This is a genomic window from Rhizobium sp. BR 362 (genome assembly GCF_036528765.1).
Lineage (GTDB): Bacteria > Pseudomonadota > Alphaproteobacteria > Rhizobiales > Rhizobiaceae > Rhizobium.
The window spans coordinates 53,411-73,000 of the sequence record NZ_JARWGH010000024.1; the positions used below are offsets into that span (position 1 = coordinate 53,411).

Annotated in this window: 18 protein-coding genes; 13 read left to right on the forward strand and 5 right to left on the reverse strand. The window is 60.8% G+C overall.

The window, feature by feature from the left end; all coding sequences use genetic code 11:
* Positions 1-44: 44 nt before the first annotated feature.
* Complete coding sequence (locus QDY28_RS22885; protein ID WP_331383909.1) at positions 45-1,106, reverse strand: maleylacetate reductase; 1,062 nt, start codon at positions 1,104-1,106, stop codon at positions 45-47.
* Positions 1,103-1,978, reverse strand: a complete 876-nt coding sequence (locus QDY28_RS22890; protein ID WP_331383911.1) for a dioxygenase family protein — start codon at positions 1,976-1,978, stop codon at positions 1,103-1,105. The genes QDY28_RS22885 and QDY28_RS22890 overlap by 4 nt, the downstream gene beginning before the upstream one ends.
* Before the next feature lie 97 nt (positions 1,979-2,075).
* Between QDY28_RS22890 and QDY28_RS22895 the strand changes: the two genes are divergently transcribed.
* Positions 2,076-3,026 carry a LysR family transcriptional regulator gene (locus QDY28_RS22895; protein ID WP_331383912.1) on the forward strand — a complete coding sequence of 317 codons (951 nt, stop codon included), beginning with the start codon at positions 2,076-2,078 and terminating at the stop codon, positions 3,024-3,026.
* 246 nt (positions 3,027-3,272) lie between these two features.
* On the opposite strand, the gene QDY28_RS22900 is transcribed toward QDY28_RS22895, so the two are convergent.
* Positions 3,273-4,145 carry a helix-turn-helix domain-containing protein gene (locus QDY28_RS22900; RefSeq protein WP_331383913.1) on the reverse strand — a complete coding sequence of 291 codons (873 nt, stop codon included), beginning with the start codon at positions 4,143-4,145 and terminating at the stop codon, positions 3,273-3,275.
* Between the two features lie 94 nt (positions 4,146-4,239).
* Between QDY28_RS22900 and QDY28_RS22905 the strand changes: the two genes are divergently transcribed.
* Positions 4,240-5,802 carry a 4-hydroxyphenylacetate 3-hydroxylase N-terminal domain-containing protein gene (locus QDY28_RS22905; RefSeq protein ID WP_331383914.1) on the forward strand — a complete coding sequence of 521 codons (1,563 nt, stop codon included), beginning with the start codon at positions 4,240-4,242 and terminating at the stop codon, positions 5,800-5,802.
* 10 nt (positions 5,803-5,812) lie between these two features.
* Entirely contained in the window at positions 5,813-6,325 is a 513-nt protein-coding gene (locus QDY28_RS22910) for a flavin reductase (protein WP_331383915.1), read from the forward strand.
* A 143-nt stretch (positions 6,326-6,468) separates the two neighbouring features.
* Here QDY28_RS22910 and QDY28_RS22915 read toward each other — a convergent pair whose 3' ends face one another.
* On the reverse strand, positions 6,469-7,947 hold the full coding sequence (locus tag QDY28_RS22915; protein WP_331383916.1) for an aldehyde dehydrogenase: 1,479 nt from the start codon (positions 7,945-7,947) through the stop codon (positions 6,469-6,471).
* 57 nt (positions 7,948-8,004) lie between these two features.
* Positions 8,005-9,459 (reverse strand): APC family permease, encoded by a 1,455-nt coding sequence (locus QDY28_RS22920; RefSeq protein WP_331383917.1) that lies wholly within the window; start codon positions 9,457-9,459, stop codon positions 8,005-8,007.
* Positions 9,460-9,776: 317 nt separating this feature from the next.
* On the opposite strand from QDY28_RS22920, the gene QDY28_RS22925 reads away from it, so the two are divergent.
* The 10 genes from QDY28_RS22925 to QDY28_RS22970 all read left to right on the forward strand — a co-directional run.
* The gene (locus tag QDY28_RS22925; RefSeq protein WP_331383918.1) at positions 9,777-10,610 is read left to right on the forward strand and encodes an IclR family transcriptional regulator; all 834 of its coding nucleotides are present in this window, start codon (positions 9,777-9,779) and stop codon (positions 10,608-10,610) included.
* On the forward strand, positions 10,561-11,814 hold the full coding sequence (locus tag QDY28_RS22930) for a Tm-1-like ATP-binding domain-containing protein (protein ID WP_331383919.1): 1,254 nt from the start codon (positions 10,561-10,563) through the stop codon (positions 11,812-11,814). Before QDY28_RS22925 ends, QDY28_RS22930 begins: the two co-directional genes overlap by 50 nt.
* Complete coding sequence (locus QDY28_RS22935; protein ID WP_331383920.1) at positions 11,811-12,461, forward strand: HAD family hydrolase; 651 nt, start codon at positions 11,811-11,813, stop codon at positions 12,459-12,461. The genes QDY28_RS22930 and QDY28_RS22935 overlap by 4 nt, the downstream gene beginning before the upstream one ends.
* A gap of 17 nt (positions 12,462-12,478) precedes the next feature.
* Positions 12,479-13,834, forward strand: coding sequence for an aspartate aminotransferase family protein (locus tag QDY28_RS22940; RefSeq protein ID WP_331383921.1), 1,356 nt, complete (start codon positions 12,479-12,481; stop codon positions 13,832-13,834).
* Positions 13,835-13,836: 2 nt separating this feature from the next.
* On the forward strand, positions 13,837-15,120 hold the full coding sequence (locus tag QDY28_RS22945; protein ID WP_331383922.1) for an aspartate aminotransferase family protein: 1,284 nt from the start codon (positions 13,837-13,839) through the stop codon (positions 15,118-15,120).
* Positions 15,121-15,127: 7 nt separating this feature from the next.
* On the forward strand, positions 15,128-16,147 hold the full coding sequence (locus QDY28_RS22950; protein WP_331383923.1) for a homoserine kinase: 1,020 nt from the start codon (positions 15,128-15,130) through the stop codon (positions 16,145-16,147).
* 54 nt (positions 16,148-16,201) lie between these two features.
* On the forward strand, positions 16,202-16,588 hold the full coding sequence (locus tag QDY28_RS22955) for a 5-carboxymethyl-2-hydroxymuconate Delta-isomerase (protein ID WP_331383924.1): 387 nt from the start codon (positions 16,202-16,204) through the stop codon (positions 16,586-16,588).
* 42 nt (positions 16,589-16,630) lie between these two features.
* Positions 16,631-18,148 carry a 5-carboxymethyl-2-hydroxymuconate semialdehyde dehydrogenase gene (hpaE, locus tag QDY28_RS22960; protein ID WP_331383925.1) on the forward strand — a complete coding sequence of 506 codons (1,518 nt, stop codon included), beginning with the start codon at positions 16,631-16,633 and terminating at the stop codon, positions 18,146-18,148.
* Positions 18,149-18,186: 38 nt separating this feature from the next.
* The gene (hpaD, locus tag QDY28_RS22965; protein ID WP_331383926.1) at positions 18,187-19,167 is read left to right on the forward strand and encodes a 3,4-dihydroxyphenylacetate 2,3-dioxygenase; all 981 of its coding nucleotides are present in this window, start codon (positions 18,187-18,189) and stop codon (positions 19,165-19,167) included.
* 69 nt (positions 19,168-19,236) lie between these two features.
* The coding region (locus QDY28_RS22970; RefSeq protein ID WP_331383927.1) for an aldehyde dehydrogenase family protein at positions 19,237-19,590 on the forward strand (354 nt) is incomplete at its 3' end.

Consider the following 19,590-nt stretch of genomic DNA (forward strand, 5'->3'; position numbering starts at 1 on the left):
CATCCTCTCTCCTCCCAAAGAGCGCGCCGTCAGGCGCCTATATGTCAGTCCCTCGGCCGACGGCCCTCCCATGCATCCTGCAGCAGCAGGCGGATCGACCCCTGGTCGATCGGTCGCGGGTTCCAATACGGGTTCTCAACGGCGATCGAAGCGGCGCGGTCGAGATCGGTCGCCGTCAGCCCGAATTCCTTGAGCGACAGCGGCGCACCGATCGCCCTGGCAAAATCCCAGAGGCCGCCGCCGATCGAACCCCCGAAAATGCCGGCTGCTTCCGCAAGCTCGGGAGCTGCAGCAGCCGCGTTGAAGGCGGCCGTGTGCGGCAGCATCACCGCATGGGTTTCGGCATGCGGCGTATCGAAGGAGCCGCCGAGCGTGTGGCAGATCTTGTGATGCAGCGCCATGCCGACCGTGCCGAGCACCGAGCCACAGAGCCAGGCGCCATACAGCGCATCGCTGCGCGCATCGGCGTTTTTCGGATCCTCCACGATAACAGACAGGCTTCGCGCAAAGGCTCGCAGGCCCTCCAGCGCCATCAGGCTCGAAATCGGATTGCGGTCGCGCGCATAAAGCCCCTCGACGGCATGCGCCATGGCATTCAGGCCGCTCGTGACGCTCATGGCGACCGGCAGCCCCAGCGTCAGCGCGGGATCGTAGATTACGATCTCCGGCAGGATTCTGGCATCGCGCACCGTCGTCTTACGGCCGCCTTCGGTCTGCCCGAGGATCGGCGTCACCTCCGACCCGGCATAGGTCGTCGGAACAACGATCTGGAGAAGGTCGGTCCGATAGGCGATCGCCTTGCCGAGCCCGGTGGTCGATCCGCCGCCAAGGGAGATCACGCAATCCGCCCCTGCTTCTGCCACCACCTTCATCGCCGCCTCGGTCACCTCGACGGGCGTATGCATTGTGGCGCCAGAGAAGATGCCGCAGGCAAGCGAGCCGATCTCAGAGGCCAGCGCCTCGGCATCCGCCTTCTGATGCGGCGTCGACAGGATTAGAGCCCGCTTGCAGCCGGCCTTCGCCACCCACTCCGCTACCTTATTGCGGCTGCCGGCGCCGAAGACGATCTGGGCGGAGCTGCCCGCATAGGAGAAATCTTGCGTCATCCTGCCTTCCCCGGCTTTGTCCTGACCATGACGAAGGTGAGGTTCACCGCCTTGGCGCGCTTTGCGTCGATCTCGATAGGCTCGAAGCAGGCAACGAGCTCCGGCCGCACGCCGAAGAGCGCATCTTCGCCAAGGTGCCGATCGCTTGCATCGTAGATGTGGGTCGTGATCGTCTCGAACCCCTGCGCGCGGATGACAAAATGCAGGTTCGCCGGCCGGCGCAGCGGATAACCTGCCTCGGAAAGAAGCCGCCCCACCGGCCCATCATCCGGCACGCCATATCCTGACGGCATCACTGAGCGATATTGAACCCGTCCGTCGATATCGGTGCGGAAGAGGCCACGCAGATTGTGCTCCGGCTGCAGGTCCGGCTGCTGGTTTTCATAGAAGCCTTCGGCATTGGCCTGCCAAGTCACGACCTCGGCGCCGACAATCGGCAGACCATCAAGATCCTGCACCCGGACGGAAACCATCAGCGGCTCGCCAATACCATCGAGAGAAATCGAAGCACCTGATGCCCGTTCCGGCGCATCATTGCGGTAGAACGGCCCGCGAATGGTGTTCGGCGTTGCCGCTTGCGGCCGTCGGGAGTTGATTTCTTCCACCAGTGCGGAGGCTCCGATGAGATCGGATAGCAGCACCCATTCCTGCCGACGCTCGTCCGAGGCATGACCGACCTCAGTCAGGAACGCGATGACCTTGCGCCACTCTTCCTGGCTCGGGCGAAACTGCTTGATAAGGTCGTGAATATGGGTGACGGCAGCAGCGATGAGCCGCGGCAGATTGCCCTTGCCATTTACGGAGAAGCGCTCGGAGAAAACTTCCGCCGACGTCGCTTCGCTGAATGTGAGCGCCTTAGCACGCTCCGCCATGCTCATCCTCCAAGATCTGCCGTGCATGTGAAGGAACACTAGCAGCCGAACGCGCATGGATTGATGATTTTGTTGCTAGTCAGTATAACAGATCGTTATGAAAATAGACGAACGCCACCTCATCCAACTTGCCGCCGTCGTCAAGACAGGCGGGGTAACGGAGGGCGCCGCTCTGCTGGGCTTGGCACAACCAGCCGTTTCGCGAACCTTATCCATGCTGGAAAAGCGCGTTGGTGAGCCGCTTTTCATCAAGGGCCGCCGGCCATTGCAGCCGACACCGCTCGGCCTATCGCTGGCCGAGCACGGCCTGGTGATGCTGGCTGCCTCGCGCAAGGCATCTGATCTCGTGGAAAGTTTCAGAGTCGGCAAGAGCGGCGTCGTGCGCATCGGCGGCACGCCCTTCTTCATGGATGCACTGATTGCCCGCCTATGCGCGGAATTCCAGATGAGCCATCCGGATGTGCGCATCGACCAGAGCTACGGCTACTTCCCGGATCTGCGCGCGGCACTCAAGGCCGACCAGATCGACCTTGCCATCTGCCCGATCGACATCCTCGACGAGGGCTCCGGGCTCGAATTTCAGCAAATCCTGCCTGGGCGCAACGTGGTCGCCTGCCGGGTGACGCATCCGCTGCTGCTAAAGCGGCGGCCGCAGCCGAGCCATCTCCTCGACTACCCGTGGATTGCGCCGCCGCCGGGAAGCCCGCTGCTGGCAGATTTGCGCGCGCTGCTGCTCTCCTTCGGCGCAACTGAAATCAAGATTCGCTATACGGGCGGCTCGCTCATGAGCGTGATCAACTACCTGAAATCGGCGGATGCACTGACCATAATGCCGCACAGCGTCGTCTTTGCTCAGCGCAAGGAAAAGACCATCACCGCACTGCCGGTCACGATCCCCCATCCCGAGCGCGCACTTGCAATCCTCAAACGCATCGACGCGCCGCGCGCTCCCGCGGTCGACCAGTTTGCCGAATTCGTCCGCCTTGGTTTCCAGGATCTTCGGCATCTGATCAAACGCCATGAGGAGTCGGTGATCTGGGGAGTTTGAGAACGGTCGTTAGAATTAGTCGACCGACCGCCAGCGTGCCGCAGTGATTTAAGTTTTGTGCAGTTGACGGGATATGAACCGCCAATCCTTGAGAACGTGGGATATAGGCGGGATCAGCGCAGTTCACGTCGATATGGCCTGCTCAAATCGAGATATAGCCGACATCTGAGTGGCACTTAAAGCGGCAGATCCGGATTGCCGAGCGCTGCAAGGTTCCAGCCATGAATTTATCGCCTGTTCGCCGTTTCAGTCCGGCTGCAGGTGGCGCCGGCGCCAGGCGGCGGGAGCTTCGCCGATCCGCTTGCGAAAGAAACGGGAGAAATAGGCCGGATCCTCGAAGCCGATCTCACGGCCGATGTCTTCCACAGGTCGAACGGTAAACATTAAGAGACGTTTCGCCTCGAGCAGTCGCCGCGCCAACAGCAGCTCCTTGACAGACAATCCGAAGACTTCGCGGGCCGCCTTGTCGAGGAGATGCGGCGTGGTCGCCAGCAGCTTCGCATACGCCGCGACCGGCCAATCTTTCTTATAATGAAGATCGACCTCGCGGCGCAGCGCAAGCCCAAGCGCGACCGTCGCCGAGGTGGACGGCAACGCCATGCGGCCGCCGATACGGCTCACTAGGGACAATACGACACCGATCAGCCCGGCCAGCACTTTTTCGCCCTCCGTACCCCGCTCGTGATACTCTTCGGCAACCATGTCAAGGAGCGTTCCAATCTTCGACCATACCGGGTCGGATGACTGACCGGTCAGAAAGATTGGCACGTCCAGATTGAGGGCTACTTGCGGAGCGATCGTCTTCAGCATGTCGTCCGAGATTGACACTACGATTGCGTCGGATTGATCGCTGACCTCGAATCCATGCACAACATTGCTCGGTACAAAGCTCACGGTCGGAGCCGAAAAACTCCAACTCTGGTCTTCGATAGTATATTGGCCACCTCCCTTAAACCAATAGGTGATCTGCCCCATCAGCGGATGCTGGTGGGGCGAAACATGGCCGAAATGCAGCGTTTTCCGCTCCATCACCGTCTCGACGTGCAAAAAGCCGACCTCAAGCGAACGGCTCGGCTCGCCATAAACAAAGAAATTCGGGACTTCGCTTCGGATTGTCATACCGGGAAAAGTACCAGCGAATTAGAGACTTTGTCCATGGCCGCACATCTCGTTCCGAATTAGCTTTTGTGATTATCTCAGGGAGGAACACAACATGAATGCTGAAGATCACCGCGGCGACAAGACGCGTCCGTTTACCGGCGCCGAATATCTGGCAAGCCTGCGCGACGGACGCGAGGTCTATATCAATGGTGAACGCATCGCCGATGTCACGGCCCATCCCGCCATGCGCAACTCCGCGCGCTCGATTGCGCGGATGTATGACGCGCTGCATGACGAAAAGACCCGAGACCGCCTCACCTCGCCGACCGATACCGGCAATGGTGGCTATACTCACAAGTATTTCCGCGTGGCCAAGTCGTCGGCCGAACTCGTGGCTCAGCAGGGCGCCATCGCCGATTGGGCGCGCATGTCCTACGGCTGGATGGGCCGCACGGCTGACTACAAAGCAGCTCTCATGAACACGCTCGGCGCCAATGCCGACTGGTACGGACCGTTCAAAGACAATGCGCTCTCCTGGCACAAGCGCGCGCAGGAATCTGTGCTTTTCATGAACCATGCAATCGTCAATCCGCCGATCGACCGCCACAAGCCGGCAGATGCCGTCAAGGACGTCTTCGTGCACATCACCAAGGAAACAGATGCCGGCATCTATGTCTCCGGTGCCAAGGTGGTGGCGACTTCTTCGGCGCTCACCCACTACAATTTTCTTGCGCAGAGTTCGGCGACCGTTACGGAAGACCCATCGCTGTCGGTGATGTTCATCGTTCCGATGAATGCGCCTGGGATCAAGATGTTCTGTCGCGTCTCCTATGAGCAGACCGCCAATACCGTGGGTCACCCCTTCGACTACCCGCTGTCGTCACGCTTCGACGAGAACGACTCAATCCTGGTGCTCGATAACGTCTTCGTGCCTTGGGAGGACGTGCTTGTTCTCCGCGATGCTGCCAAGATCCTGTCCTTCCATCCGGCCTCCGGCTTCATGCATGGCTATTGCTTCCAGGGCTGCACGCGTTTTGCCGTCAAGCTGGATTTCATCGCAGGACTGCTTGCTAAGGCACTGCGCGCGACCGGCGGCGATGCCTTCCGCGGCAATCAGGCAGCACTTGGCGAAGTCATCGCGCTTCGCCACATGTTCTGGTCCTTTTCCAATGCCATGGCCTACAATCCGCAGCCTTGGGCCAACGGCGCGGTGCTGCCGAATATGGAGGCAGCTCTTTCCTACCGTACCTTCATGTCGGAAGCCTATCCGCGTGTCATCGAAACAGTCCGCAAGGTTGTCGCCTCGGGCCTCATCTACCTGCCCTCCTCGGCCAAGGACTTCGGCAACCCGGAGATCGACCGCTACCTCGCCCAATATGTGCGCGGCTCCAACGATATGGGTCATATCGAGCGCATCAAGATCATGAAGCTGCTGTGGGATGCGACCGGCACCGAATTCGGCGGACGGCATGCGCTTTACGAACTCAACTATGCCGGCGCACCGGAGGAAGTCCGTTTGCAGGTGCTCAAGGGTGCAGAGCGCGGCGGTCGGTTGAAGGAGATGGAAGCCCTCGTCGATCGTTGCATGAGCGACTACGACGAAAACGGCTGGACCGGAGATACCTGGCTCCCGCCGCTTGGGCAGACCTCCCCCGTCCGCAATGCTGCCGAGTGAGGACCTTGCCATGGAGGAGCAACTCTCGAAAATCGAATTCCGCAACGCGATGGCGCGCGTCTGCGCGCCGGTCAACGTGATTACCACTAACGGCCCCGCTGGCCGCGGCGGCTTTACTGCCACGGCGATGTGCAGCGTCACCGACGAACCGCCCACACTGCTGGTCTGCATGAACAGCCGCTCGGCACAGACGGACCTCTTCTTTGAAAACCGCCGTTTCTGCGTCAACGTCCTGACCCAGGAGCATAAGGAGCTGGCCGGCTATTTCGCCGGTCAGCGTGCCGACATGGAGGAGCGCTACGCCGCCGCGGAATGGATCGACTTCCGCTCCGGCAGCCAGGCTCTTTCCGATGCGATCGTCTCTTTTGATTGCCGCCTGATGGAGGCGCGCCTCGTCGGCACGCACCACATCTTCATCGGCGAGGTGATGGATATTCGCAGTCGCAAGGATGGGCATGCGCTGCTCTATTTCGACCGGAACTATGTGCATGTGCCGACCCAGGCAGGCAGCTTCGGTGGATAGAGCTCGCGTCCATGGCCGGTGACCGCGAGAAACAGAAACAGGGTGCCGCGATCGCGCGGCGCCCTGTTTGCATGAGACGATGAGCGTTCCGAAGGCTTCGGGCGCCGCGCCGCCGAGATTGAACGACGACGCCCAGCACCCCTTCAGAGCTGGATCCACGCGGTCTTCAGGTCCACATATTTATCGAACGCATGCAGCGACTTGTCGTGGCCATTGCCCGACTGCCGGACACCGCCAAGCGGCACGCTGTTGTCGGCGCCGCCATAGGTGTTGACATGCACCACACCGGCACGGATTGCGCGCACCATCCGATGGGCGCGCGACAGGTTCGATGTCCAGACGGCCGAGGCTAGACCGTATTCCGTGGCATTGGCGATCTGCAAGGCTTCAGCCTCGCTCTCGAAGGGTATGATTGATAGGATAGGACCGAACACCTCTTCGCGCGCCAGCGTCATCGACGGGGTGACATCAAAGACGGTCGGCCGCATATAATAGCCGCCGGTTTCCTGGAGAATGCGCGCGCCGCCGGTGCGAAGCGCCCCCCCCTCCGACACCGCCTGCGCGACATAGCCCAGATCCTTCTTCAACTGGATCTCGCTGGAAATCGCGCCCGCTTCCGTCGTCAACTGCAGGGGATCGCCGACCTTCATGCTTTCAGCAATGCGTGCGACCTTCTCCGAGAAGGCCACGTGAATCGATTTTTCGACCAGCAGCCGAGAACCGGCAACGCAGACCTGCCCGGAATTGCGAAAGATGCCGTAGGCCGACACCTTCGCCGCCTGATCGAGATCCGGCGCGTCAGCAAAGACGATGTTCGGGGACTTACCGCCAAGCTCCAGATAGACGCGCTTCAGGTTTGAGCGCGCCGAATATTCCAACAACCGCCGCCCGATGGGTCCGGAACCGGTGAAGGCGAGTACGTCGACATCCATATGCAGTCCAAGCGCTTCGCCGCAGACGGCGCCCCGGCCTGTGACGACGTTGAACACGCCTTCGGGCAATCCGGCCTCCGCGCAAATTTCGGCAAGCTTCAGCAGCGTTAGCGACGCGCCTTCAGCAGGCTTCAGCACGACCGAATTGCCGGCGGCAAGCGCCGGGGCGATCTTCCACGCGCCGATCATCATCGGGAAATTCCACGGCACGATGGCGGCGACGACGCCGATCGGCTCGCGATGGATCAGACCGAGAATATTCTCTGCCGTTGGCGCGATCTCGCCATAGACCTTGTCGATCGCCTCGGCATAGTAGCGGAACGTGCCGGCGGCGCTTCCGGGCTCGGCCTTGAGCGCCATCGAGATTTCCGTGCCGTTGTCGCGCACGCCGAGCACGGCCAATTCAAGTGCATTCTTCTCGATCAGCTCGGCAATCTTCAGCAGCACCTTCTTGCGCTCCGCCGGTGCTGCCTTCGACCAACTGCCTTTTTCAAAGGCATGGCGTGCTGACTTGACCGCAAGATCCACATCCTCAGTGCCGGCATCGGCAATGGTGGTCAGCCTTGTGCCATTGATCGGCGAAATGACATCCATAACGGAACCGCTGACCGACTGGCGCCATGCGCCACCGATGAACAATGCCTGTGCCGAAACGGGTAGTACCCGGAGCTGATCGATCTTGTCCTGCATCTCATTTTCTCACAAAAAGAGTGGCGGGTCTTGCCCGCCACCACGATTGGAACTGTTTCAGGCTTCCTGGCCGGCACCGAGACGGGCAAAACCTGCCGCATCCGAAGATTTCAGGCGGGCCGCAGCGATAAACCCGATGATCGCAGCGATCAGCACCAGGCCCGGCAACAAGACGGCGAGCACGCCATTGGCACCAGCGATCGCGCCAAAATTCGCGGAGATATAATAGACGAGCGCCAGAAGGATCAGCCCCGTCACGATCGGCAAAACCTTGACTGCCAATGCGTTGCGTTCCAGGCCCGGGTTGCGGCTGAAGAAGACGACGATCGAGAAGGCTGTGAACGCCATCAGCAGAATGATTGCCAAGGTGGCGACATTGGTGAGCCAGGAGAAGAGCGCCAGCACCGGATCCTGACCCGTTACCGCAAAGAGCGCGACCACGAGCACGGCGATAACGGTCTGGATGATCGAGCCGACATGCGGGCTTTGGAAGATTGGATGGGTGACGCCGACCGACTTCGGCAACAAGCCCTCGCGACCCGCGACATACATGTAACGTGCCACGCCATTGTGGAACGCAAGGACGCCGGCAAAGAGGCTGGTGATGAAGAGCACGCTCATCACGACGGTAATCCAGTGGCCGACATATCGCTCGGCGAGACCAAAGAGGAACGTGGTCGGGTCAGCGAGGCCCTGCAGGGTGGGAACGAGCTTGTCGACGCCAGCACCGTTCACCATCAGCCACGAGGTCAGCATATAAAAGAGGCCGATGATGAGAACGGAAATATAGGTCGCGCGCGGCACGGTCTTTTCCGGTTCGCGGGCTTCTTCGCTGTAAATGGTTGTTGCCTCGAAGCCGATGAAGGCTGCGAAGCAGAACAGGAGACCGATGGCCGGCGTTCCGCTCCAGAAGGCAGCCGGCGTGAAGGGTGCTGCGGAGAGACCGGCATCGCCGCCCTGGACGAAGATGGCGGCGTCGATGATGAGAACGACGAGATATTCGAGAATGACGAGCACCGTCAGCACTTTGGCCGATAGGTCGACACGACGGTAGCCAAAAACGGCAACGAAGGCGATACCGACAAAGCTCCAGACCCACCAGGGAAGGTCAAGGCCGAGCTGTTCGGCAAAGAAGCCCTTTGTTGCCGCCCCGAAAAGCCCGAGAACGCCAACCTGCATGGCATTGTAGGCGAGGATGGCGATCAGCGCCGCGGCGCCACCCATGAGGCCGCCGAGACCTTGAGCCGTATAGGCATAGAAGGCACCGGCATTGCGGATATGGCGGGCCATAGCGACATAGCCCACGGAAAACAGCAATAAAATACCGGTGACCAACAGGAAGGTCAGCGGAATACCCGGGCCGTTTCCAAGCATCATCGAAAGCGGCACGCCGCCGGCAACCGCCGTCAGCGGCGCGGCGGCCGAAACCACCAGGAAGGTGACGGCACCCACGCCGAGACTGTTTTTGCGCAACTGGTTTTCAGCCGGCCCTTGCGAATTTTGTGTGTTCATCTGCGTTCGTTCCCCTTGTTGAGAATATCCGATCATCGCTGCGATTGCGCGCAGGCGACCTCCACCAAAAACCGGACTGACGAACGGGGCTGATGCTTTTGTTGATTTTGCCGCCGTCAGCACTTATGGTTCACTATTTGAACCACAGCTTCAAATATAGACTTGCAAACATTCCCGGCCTCTGTCAAGTTATTTCGCATGTTAAGTATCTTGGGTCGTTGCTATCGTGCCGCGGCGCAAGGTCGGCGACCTGATGTGACGAAAAGCTTCGGCCGTACGCAGGAAATCAGAACCCGACCCACCCAAGAGGAGGAACGATGAGCACGATCGGAAAGGCGCTTTCATTGCTGGATACCCTGTCACGGCTGGACAAGGAGGCGGGCCTGACCGACATCGCCCGTCTGTGCGCGCTGGACAAGGCGACAGCGCGCCGCTTTCTGGTGGAACTGGAAAAGCACGGTTTCGTGGAGCAGGATCAGGATACACGCCGCTATCGCATCGGCTCGGCGCCGGTTCGTCTCGCCCGGGTTCGCGAAGCACGCTTCCCGCTGTTGCGGGTCGCGGTTCCCTTCATCAAGTCGCTTGCCGAAACATCCACGGAGACCGTGCACCTTTCGGAATTCTCCGGTGGGAAGCTCTCGACCATCCATGTCGAGGATTCGCCGCGCGCCCACCGCATCATCATCGATGTCGGCAGTCTCCTGCCCTTTCATGCCACCGCGTCCGGTCTTGCCTTTCTGGCTTTTTCTCCAAGGTCAGAGATCGATGCGGCTCTCCGAAAACCGCTCGAGAAATTTACCGATCACACCATTGTCGACCCCCAGCTCGTGCAAAACCTGCTCGACGAAACGGCGGCGCGCGGTTTTTCCATCAGCGATCAAGGTCTCGAAGCCGGCGTCATCAGCACGGCGGCGCCGATCCGCACACCCAATGGCCATCCGATTGGCTGCGTTGCTGTGGCCGCGCCGCTCTCGCGCACCACAAAGGCAACCATCCATGAATTCGGTGCGCAGGCAGTCACTGCGGCAAATGCTATCTCCGAAAAATATTACGGGTCGGAAAGACCCATGGGAACCAGTCCAAAATCAGGAGGACAGATTGATGAGCCCTATGGCTCCTTCGCCAAAGATACTCGTCATCGGAACCGGTGACACCAAGTGCGACGAACTCCAATTCATGGCATCCGTCATTCAAGAAGCCGGCGCGCAGCCGGTCATGATCGATGTCAGCATTCTCGGCGATCCACCCTATAGGCCGGATTATTCCAAGCACGATGTTGCAAACGCTGCTGAAACCTCGATCGCGGCAATCGCCGAAAGCGGCGACGAAAATAGCGCCATGGCAGCCATGGCAAAAGGCGCGGCGGCGCTGACCCGGCGCCTCTACGAAGACGGACTGGTTGACGGCGTCATCGTGCTCGGCGGTTCCATGGGAACGGATCTGGCGCTTGATGTGGCCGCCGTCCTGCCGCTCGGCGTTCCGAAATTCGTGGTTTCGACCATCGCCTATTCCCACCTAATTCCGCCTGAACGCATTGCGCCCGACCTGATGATGATCCTGTGGGCTGGCGGTCTCTACGGCCTCAACAGCATCTGCCGTTCGGTCCTCTCGCAGGCCTGCGGCGCTGTCGTCGGAGCGGCCAAGCACGGAACCAAGCCGGATCGTAAGCGGCCACTTGTCGGCATGACCTCGCTCGGCTCGTCCTGCCTGAAATATATGAAGTACCTGCGGCCTGAGCTGGAAAAGCGCGGCTATGACGTCGCCGTATTCCACTCCACCGGCATGGGCGGGCGCGCCTACGAAGCGATCGCCTCGGCGGGCGATTTTGCCGCCGTCTTCGATTTCTGTATCCAGGAAGTGAGCAATCATCACTATGGCACCGTCGTCACCTCGGGACCGGACAGGCTCGAAAATGCCGGGCGCGCCGGCATTCCGCAGATCGTCGCGCCGGGTGCGGTCGACATGGTCGATCTACAGGCATGGCAGGTCCTGCCGGAGATTTTCGCCGATCGCCCTTATCATGCCCATAACCGGCTGATCGGATCGGTAACGACTTCGCCGGAGGGACGGCGGGAAGTTGCCCGATTGATCGGGGAAAAGCTGAAACGCGCCGAAGCGAAGGTCGCCTTCCTGCTGCCGACCGAAGGACTGCAGGAATGGGATAAGCCGGAGGAGCCGCTGCATGACCCGGAGGGCCTCGAAGCTTTCATAGACGAGATGCGCCGCGCTATTCCATCCTCCGTCACGCTGCAGGAGGTCGATGCCCACATCAACGAGCCGGCCTTCTCGACGGCAGCACTCGCCATCTTCGATCAATGGGTAGCCGAAGGCATCATTCCGGAGGGACGGCCATGACAAAAGACCGCGCGCTTATCCTCGACTTCGGCGGCGTCGTCACCCGCACGCTGTTCGAAACCCATGACATTACCGAACGCACGCTCGGCATTGCCAAGCGCTCGCTGACCTGGCTCGGCCCGTTCGACACGACGACGGATCCGCTCTGGGTTGCGATGCAGAATCGCGAAATTACCGAACGCGACTATTGGCTGACGCGCGCCGGCGAAGTCGGCAAGCTGGTTGGTGAAAACTGGACCGACATGCAGACCTTTGTGCGCCGGGCGCGCGGCGCCGAGCCGGAGTTGGTTCTGCGGCCGGAAGCGCGCGACGCCATTCTGCGCACGAAGGAGGCCGGCCTAAAGTTGGCGATCCTCTCGAACGAACTTGACCTTTTTTACGGTGTCGAATTCCGGCAGCGTTTTCCGTTGATCGATCTCTTCGACGTCATCGTCGATGCCACCTACACGAAGATTCTCAAGCCCGATCCCCGCGCCTACGAGCTCGTTCTCTCCGAGCTCGACCTGCCGCGCGAGGCCTGCGTCTTCGTGGACGACCAGAAGAAAAACATCGAAGGCGCCGAAGCCGTGAACCTGCCTCATGTGCATTTCGACGTCACCTGCCCCGCCGAAAGCTATGGCCGCGCACTTGCCATGCTGGGGCTCTGAACCAAGAGGAATTTGACATGCGTGAGACCAATTTCATCATCGAAAACAACGCTCGCCACCTGTGGCATCCGATGGCCCATCCAGCCGAGATGCAGGCCAATCCACCGCGCATCATCAATACCGGCGAAGGCGTCGAAATCGTCGATATCCAGGGTAGGAAGGTGCTGGACGCGGTCGGCGGCCTTTGGAACGTCAACCTCGGCTATTCCTGCGAGCCGGTGAAGAAGGCGATCCGCGACCAGCTCGACGAGCTGCCCTATTATTCGACCTTTCGCGGCACGACGAACTCGCCGCTGATTGAGCTCTCCTACGAGCTTGCCGAATGGTTCAAGCCGGATGGCCTCAGCCGCTCCTTCTTCACCTCGGGCGGCTCCGATTCGGTCGAGACCTGCCTCCGGCTAGCTCGCCAGTACCACAAGGTCAACGGCGAGCCGGAGCGCACCAAGTTTGTGGCGCTGAAGAAGGGCTATCACGGCACGCATTTCGGCGGCGCCTCAGTCAACGGCAACCAGAATTTCCGCCGCAACTATGAGCCGCTGCTTCCGGGCGTCATCCACCTGCCCGCCCCTTTCACCTATCGCAACCCGTTCAACACCACCGACGGCGCGGAGATTGCGGCGGCTATCGGCCGACTTTTCGAGGATGAGATCGCCTTCCAGGGCGCCGACACTATCGCCGCACTCATCGTCGAGCCGGTGCTGGGCGCCGGCGGCGTCATCGTCCCGCACGAGACCTTCCTGCCGCTGATGCGCGAGATCTGCGATCGGCACGGCATTCTGCTGATTGCCGACGAAGTCATCACCGCCTTCGGCCGGACAGGTGCCTGGACCGGATCGCGCCTTTGGGGCGTGCAGCCGGACATGATGTCGACGGCAAAGGCGATCACCAATGGCTATTTCCCCTTCGGCGCCGTGATGATCGGAGACAAGGTGGCACAGGTCTTCGAAAGCAACAAAGGTGCGGTCGGCAGCATTGGTCACGGCTACACCTATTCCGGCCACCCGGTCGGTGCGGCCGCAGCCCTTGCCACATTGAAGGAAACCAAGCGGCTCAACGTCGCGGCCAACGCGGCGGCGCGCGGTGAAGAGCTGCTGGCCGGCCTGAAGAAGCTGCAGGACAAGCATGAATTGGTCGGCGACGTGCGCGGCAAAGGCCTGATGTGCGCCCTCGAACTCGTCAGCGACCGCAAGAAGAAGAGTGCCGCGGCCAAGGATGTCGTGCAGAAGGTGCAGGACGCGACCTATGAGGCCGGCGTTCTGGTCCGCACATCTGGCGCCAACGTCATCATGTCGCCGCCGCTCATCGTAACGGCGGAGAATGCTCGGACCATCCTGACCGCGCTCGACGCAGGTCTTTCCGCAGCAAGGGGCTGATCATGTCCGACACTGCAGCGCTTATCGCACGTAGGGAACGGCTCCTGGGCCGAAACATGTCGCTCTTCTATGACGACCCGGTGCATCTGGTGCGCGGCGAAGGCGTCTGGCTTTGGGACGCCGACGGCCGCAAATATCTCGACTGCTACAACAATGTGCCGCATGTCGGCCATTGCCATCCACGCGTGGTCGAGGCGATCACGCGGCAAGCGTCTACGCTGAATACCCACACACGCTATCTGCACGAGGGCATTCTCGACTATGTCGAGCGGCTGACCGCAACCTTCGACAAGAGCCTCAATGCTGCGATCCTGACCTGCACGGGGAGCGAGGCAAATGACGTGGCGCTGCGCATGGCCCAAGCCGTAACCGGCAAGACTGGCGTCATTGCCACAAACCACACCTACCACGGCAACACGGCAGCCGTCTCACAATTGTCCACCCGCATGCCACCGGTCGGCGGCTTCGGCGGTCATGTTCGACATGTTTCGGCGCCAGACAGTTACCGTCCGCTCGGTGGCGAAGGCGGGGACGCGTTCGCCACGGCTTTCGCAGCCGAGGTCGAAAAGGCGATCGCCTCGCTTGAGGATAGCCCACACGGTTTCTCGGCGATCATCATCGATCCGTTCTTCGCCAACGAGGGCTTTCCGGATCTGCCGCCGGGCTTTCTCGACAAGACGATTGCCACCGTGCGCAGGGCCGGCGGTCTGGTGATCACCGACGAGGTGCAGCCCGGTTTCGGCCGCACAGGCTCGCATATGTGGGGTCATCAGCGCGCCGGTATCGTTCCCGATATCGTCACGCTCGGCAAGCCGATGGCCAACGGCCATCCGGTCGGGGGCGTCATCGCGAATGTCGACACCATAAATGCCTTCCGCAAAGCCTTCCGCTACTTCAACACCTTCGGCGGTAATCCCGTTTCCTGCGCAGCGGCCATGGCCGTGCTCGATGTCATCGAGGATGAAAACCTCATTGAGAATGCCCGCGATGTCGGCGAATACACGCGCAATGCCTTCAACAAGCTCGCGCAAAAGCATTCGATCATCGGCGATGTGCGCGGCAGCGGCCTCTTCATGGGCACCGAATTCGTACTGGACAAAGAAACGACGGAACCGGCCACCGCTGAGGCGACCCGGATCGTCAACGCCATGCGCGAACGCGGCGTGCTGATGGGCAAGATCGGCATTCACCAATGCGCCACCAAGATCCGCCCGCCGATGCCATTCTCCAGGGCAAATGCCGACTTCATGTTGTCAATCTTCGACGACGTGTTGTCCGGCCTGTGAGGTTGATATGGCTGACCAGTTGCCGCAGACCATCCGCGACGCTTTGCAGAAGCGCGCGCTGGAGGCACTCGACCATTGGCCGGTGCGGGCCCACGAACCTCTCCTGATGAAATATCGGGAAAATGCCGTCTTCCGCATTACCCTCGAAGATGGACAGTTCGCCGCCCTGCGGCTGCATCGACCCGGCTATCATGACGAGACAAGCCTGTGCTCGGAACTGCAATTCATGAGTGCCCTCAAGCTCGGCGGCCTCGACGTGCCGAGCCCGGTTCCGACGAGCGACGGGCAAAGCCTCGCGCGCCTTCCGGCGAACAGGCATTTTCCCGAACAGCACGTCGATGTGGTGAGTTGGATTGAGGGTGTCCCGCTCGGCCAAAGCGGCACGCCGCTGGCGCATTCCGCTGACATGCAGGCGGAAATCTTCTTCAGCGTGGGTGAAGGCATGGCCACCATGCACGAGCTTGCCGATAGCTGGGAGCCGCCGGAGCGCTTTCGCCGGCCGGCCTGGGATGCCGAAGGCTTGCTCGGCGAAAAGCCGCTTTGGGGGCGCTTCTGGGATTGCCGGGGCCTTCCATCCGACAGCATTGCCGCGCTCTCGGCATTGCGCAATGAGCTGCATCAGGCGCTTGCGGCCATATCGCCTGGCGATCTCGATTATGGGCTTATCCATGCCGATCTCGTGCGGGAAAACATCTTCCTGACGGAGAACGAAGGCAATGTTGCCTTCATCGATTTCGACGATGCCGGGCATGGCTTCCGCCTCTTTGATCTCGCCACGACCTTGCTCAAGAACCGCAGCGAGCCCGCCTATCCGGCAATCGAGAAAGCGCTAATATCAGGCTATCGCAGCCGACGTGCGCTTTCCGACGCGGCGCTGGCGAGCCTGCCGCTCTTCATGGTGCTGAGGAACCTCACCTACATCGGATGGCTGGCCGAACGCCCGGAAATCCCTGGCGCGGCCGAGCGCCTGTCGCGTTACATCGCTGAAAGTCTTGAGATGGCGAGAAAGCTCAAGGCCGCCGCTTGACATCTTTTATTTAATTGTTAACGTGTTAAGTAATTGAGCGATCGGGAGGACCTGATGCCACATCTTGCCATCGAATATTCGGCCAATCTGGAGGGCCGTGCCGACATCGGCGCGCTCTGCGAGCGGCTTCTGAAGACGGTTCTGGAGACCGGCCTTTTTGAGATTGGCGCCGTGCGCGTGCGCGCCTTTCGTGCCGATCACTTCGCAATCGCCGACAAGCTGCCCGAGAACGCCTTCATCGATTTGAACTTCCGCATTGGAAAAGGTCGTACGGACGAAGAGAAAAAGCGCGCCGGCGAGGCGATCTTTGCCGCGGCCATCGACGTTCTCGGGCCTCTCTTCGAGACGCCGCATTTCGCCCTCTCGCTGGAGATCCGCGAGATCGATTCGGAACTGAGCTGGAAGAAAAACGCCATCCATCCGCGACTGCGCGGCAAGTGACATCTCCCGACGCGGGACGACAAAACATCAAAGGAATTGACGATGTCCAAACTGCAGGAAAACATCGCAAAGGCAGAAGCCTATCTTGCCCGGTTCAAGGAGCGGGGCGTCCTGAACCGCATCAATGGCGAGGATGTGCCTGGTGATGACGGCTCCACCTTCGAGACCATCTCGCCCGTCGATCTGAAGCCGCTTGCCACCGTCGCCCGCGGCAAGGCTGCCGATATAGATCGCGCTGCAAGCGCCGCAAAAGCTGCCTTTGCTGAATGGGCCGCCATCCCCGGCGATGCGCGCAAGAAGCTCCTGCATAAGATCGCCGACGCAATCGTCGCACGCGCCGAAGAGATCGCCTTCGTCGAATGTATGGATACCGGCCAGTCGCTGAAGTTCATGGCCAAGGCCGCCCTGCGCGGGGCCGAGAACTTTCGCTTCTTCGCCGACCGCGCGCCGGAGGCCCGGGACGGCAAAGCTTTGCGTGCCGAAGGCCAGATGAACCTGACGACGCGCGTGCCGATTGGCCCCGTCGGCATCATCACGCCTTGGAACACGCCTTTCATGCTGTCGACCTGGAAGATCGCGCCGGCGCTTGCCGCCGGATGCACCATCGTCCACAAGCCGGCCGAATTCTCGCCGCTGACCGCGCGCCTGCTGGTGGAAATCGCCGAGGAGGCCGGCCTGCCCAAGGGTGTCTGGAATCTCGTCAACGGTTTTGGCGAGGACGCCGGCCGCGCGTTGACGGAACATCCCCTGATCAAGGCCATCGGCTTCGTCGGCGAAAGCCGCACCGGTTCGATGATCATGAAGCAGGGCGCCGACACGCTGAAGCGCGTGCATTTCGAGCTTGGCGGCAAGAACCCGGTCGTCGTCTTCGCCGACGCCGATCTGGAACGCGCAGCCGACGCTGCCGTTTTCATGATCTATTCGCTGAACGGCGAGCGCTGCACCTCGTCCTCGCGCCTGCTGGTCGAAGACAGCGTCTATGACAGGTTCACCGCGCTCGTCGCCGAGAAGGCCAAGCGCATTAAGGTCGGCCATCCCCTCGATCCCGAGACGGTCGTCGGCCCGCTCATTCATCCCGTGCATGAACAGAAGGTGCTGGAATATATCCAGATCGGCAGATCGGAAGGTGCAACGCTCGCCGCCGGCGGCGAGAAACTCAACGGCCCGGGCGGTGGTTGCTATGTCTCCCCCACCCTGTTCACCGGTGCCCACAACAAGATGCGCATCGCCCAGGAAGAGATCTTCGGCCCGGTACTCACAGCCATTCCCTTCAAGGACGAAGCCCACGCGCTGGCGCTCGCCAACGATGTCCAGTACGGCCTGACCGGTTATCTCTGGACCTCGGACGTCACCCGCGCCTTCCGCTTCACCGATCATCTCGACGCAGGGATGATCTGGGTGAACTCGGAAAACGTCCGTCATTTGCCAACCCCCTTCGGTGGCGTCAAGAACTCCGGCATCGGCCGCGACGGCGGCGACTGGTCCTTCGATTTCTACATGGAAACCAAGAACATCGCCTTCGCCACCAAGCCGCACGCCATCCAGAAACTCGGCGGCTGAGCCGACCGCGCGCAAAAACGCATAACGAGGAGGAACAAATGCCCCTGCCGAAACCCAATCTCTATCCGCCCTTCAACATCGTGCGCCTCAGCCATGTCGAATTCGGCGTCACCGATCTTGCTAAGTCCCGCGCCTTCTATGTCGACACGCTCGGCCTGCAGGTGACGGACGAGACTGCGGACACGATTTATCTGCGGGCGATGGAGGAACGCGGCCATCACTGCATCGTGCTCAAGAAGTCCGACAAGGCCGAAGCCCGCGATCTCGGTTTTAAAGTGTTCGGTGACGAGGACCTCGACAAGGCGGCGCATTTCTTCAAGGGCAAGGACCTGCCGGTCGAATGGGTCGAGCGCCCTTACCAGGCGCGGACCTTCCGCACCCGCGATCCGCACGGTATCCCGCTCGAATTCTATTCGAAGATGGACCGCCTGCCGCCGATCCATCAGCAATATGCCCTTTACAAGGGCGTGAAGCCGCTACGCATCGACCATTTCAACTGCTTCTCGACCAATGTGGATGAAAGCGTCGCCTTCTATAACGAACTCGGCTTCCGCGTTACCGAATATACCGAGGATGCCGAAACAGGCCGTCTTTGGGCCGCCTGGACGCATCGCAAGGGCGGTGTTCATGACATCGCCTTCACCAACGGCCGCGGTCCGCGCCTGCACCATACTGCCTTCTGGGTGCCGACGCCGCTCAACATCATCGACCTGCTCGACCTGATGGCGACCACCGGCTGGGTTGCCAATATCGAGCGTGGTCCCGGACGTCACGGCATCTCCAACGCCTTCTTCCTCTACATTCTCGATCCCGACGGCCATCGCATCGAGATATATTGCTCGGATTACCAGACCGTCGATCCCGATCTGGAGCCGATCAAATGGGACCTCAAGGATCCGCAACGTCAGACGCTTTGGGGCGCGCCTGCTCCGAAATCCTGGTTCGAACATGGTAGCCTGTTTGCCAGCGCAGAAGTGGTCGAGCCTGATTTGAAGGCACAGCCGATTATCGCGCCTTAAGCGTTAGCCGGGGGAGTGGGTAGGAAAATGCCCGCTCCTCATCAACGTTTGCGAGGCGAGGAGACTGTCATGAATTTGAAAGACGCAACATTGTTCCGGCAGGCGGCACTGGTCGGCGGCGAGTGGATCGAAGCCGATCCATCCAATGCGATCAAGGTCGACAATCCTGCAACCGGCGAGATCATCGGCCTTGTTCCCAATCTGGGTGCTGCGGAGACCAAGAAGGCGATTGCCGCGGCCGAGATTGCACAAAAGGAATGGGCGGCCCGCACCGCCAAGGAACGCTCCGGCATCCTCAGGCGCTGGTTCGAGCTGATGATGGAAAACCAGGATGATCTCGGACGCATCCTGACCGCCGAACAGGGCAAGCCGCTCCCCGAGGCCAAGGGCGAAATCGCCTATGGCGCAAGCTTCGTCGAATGG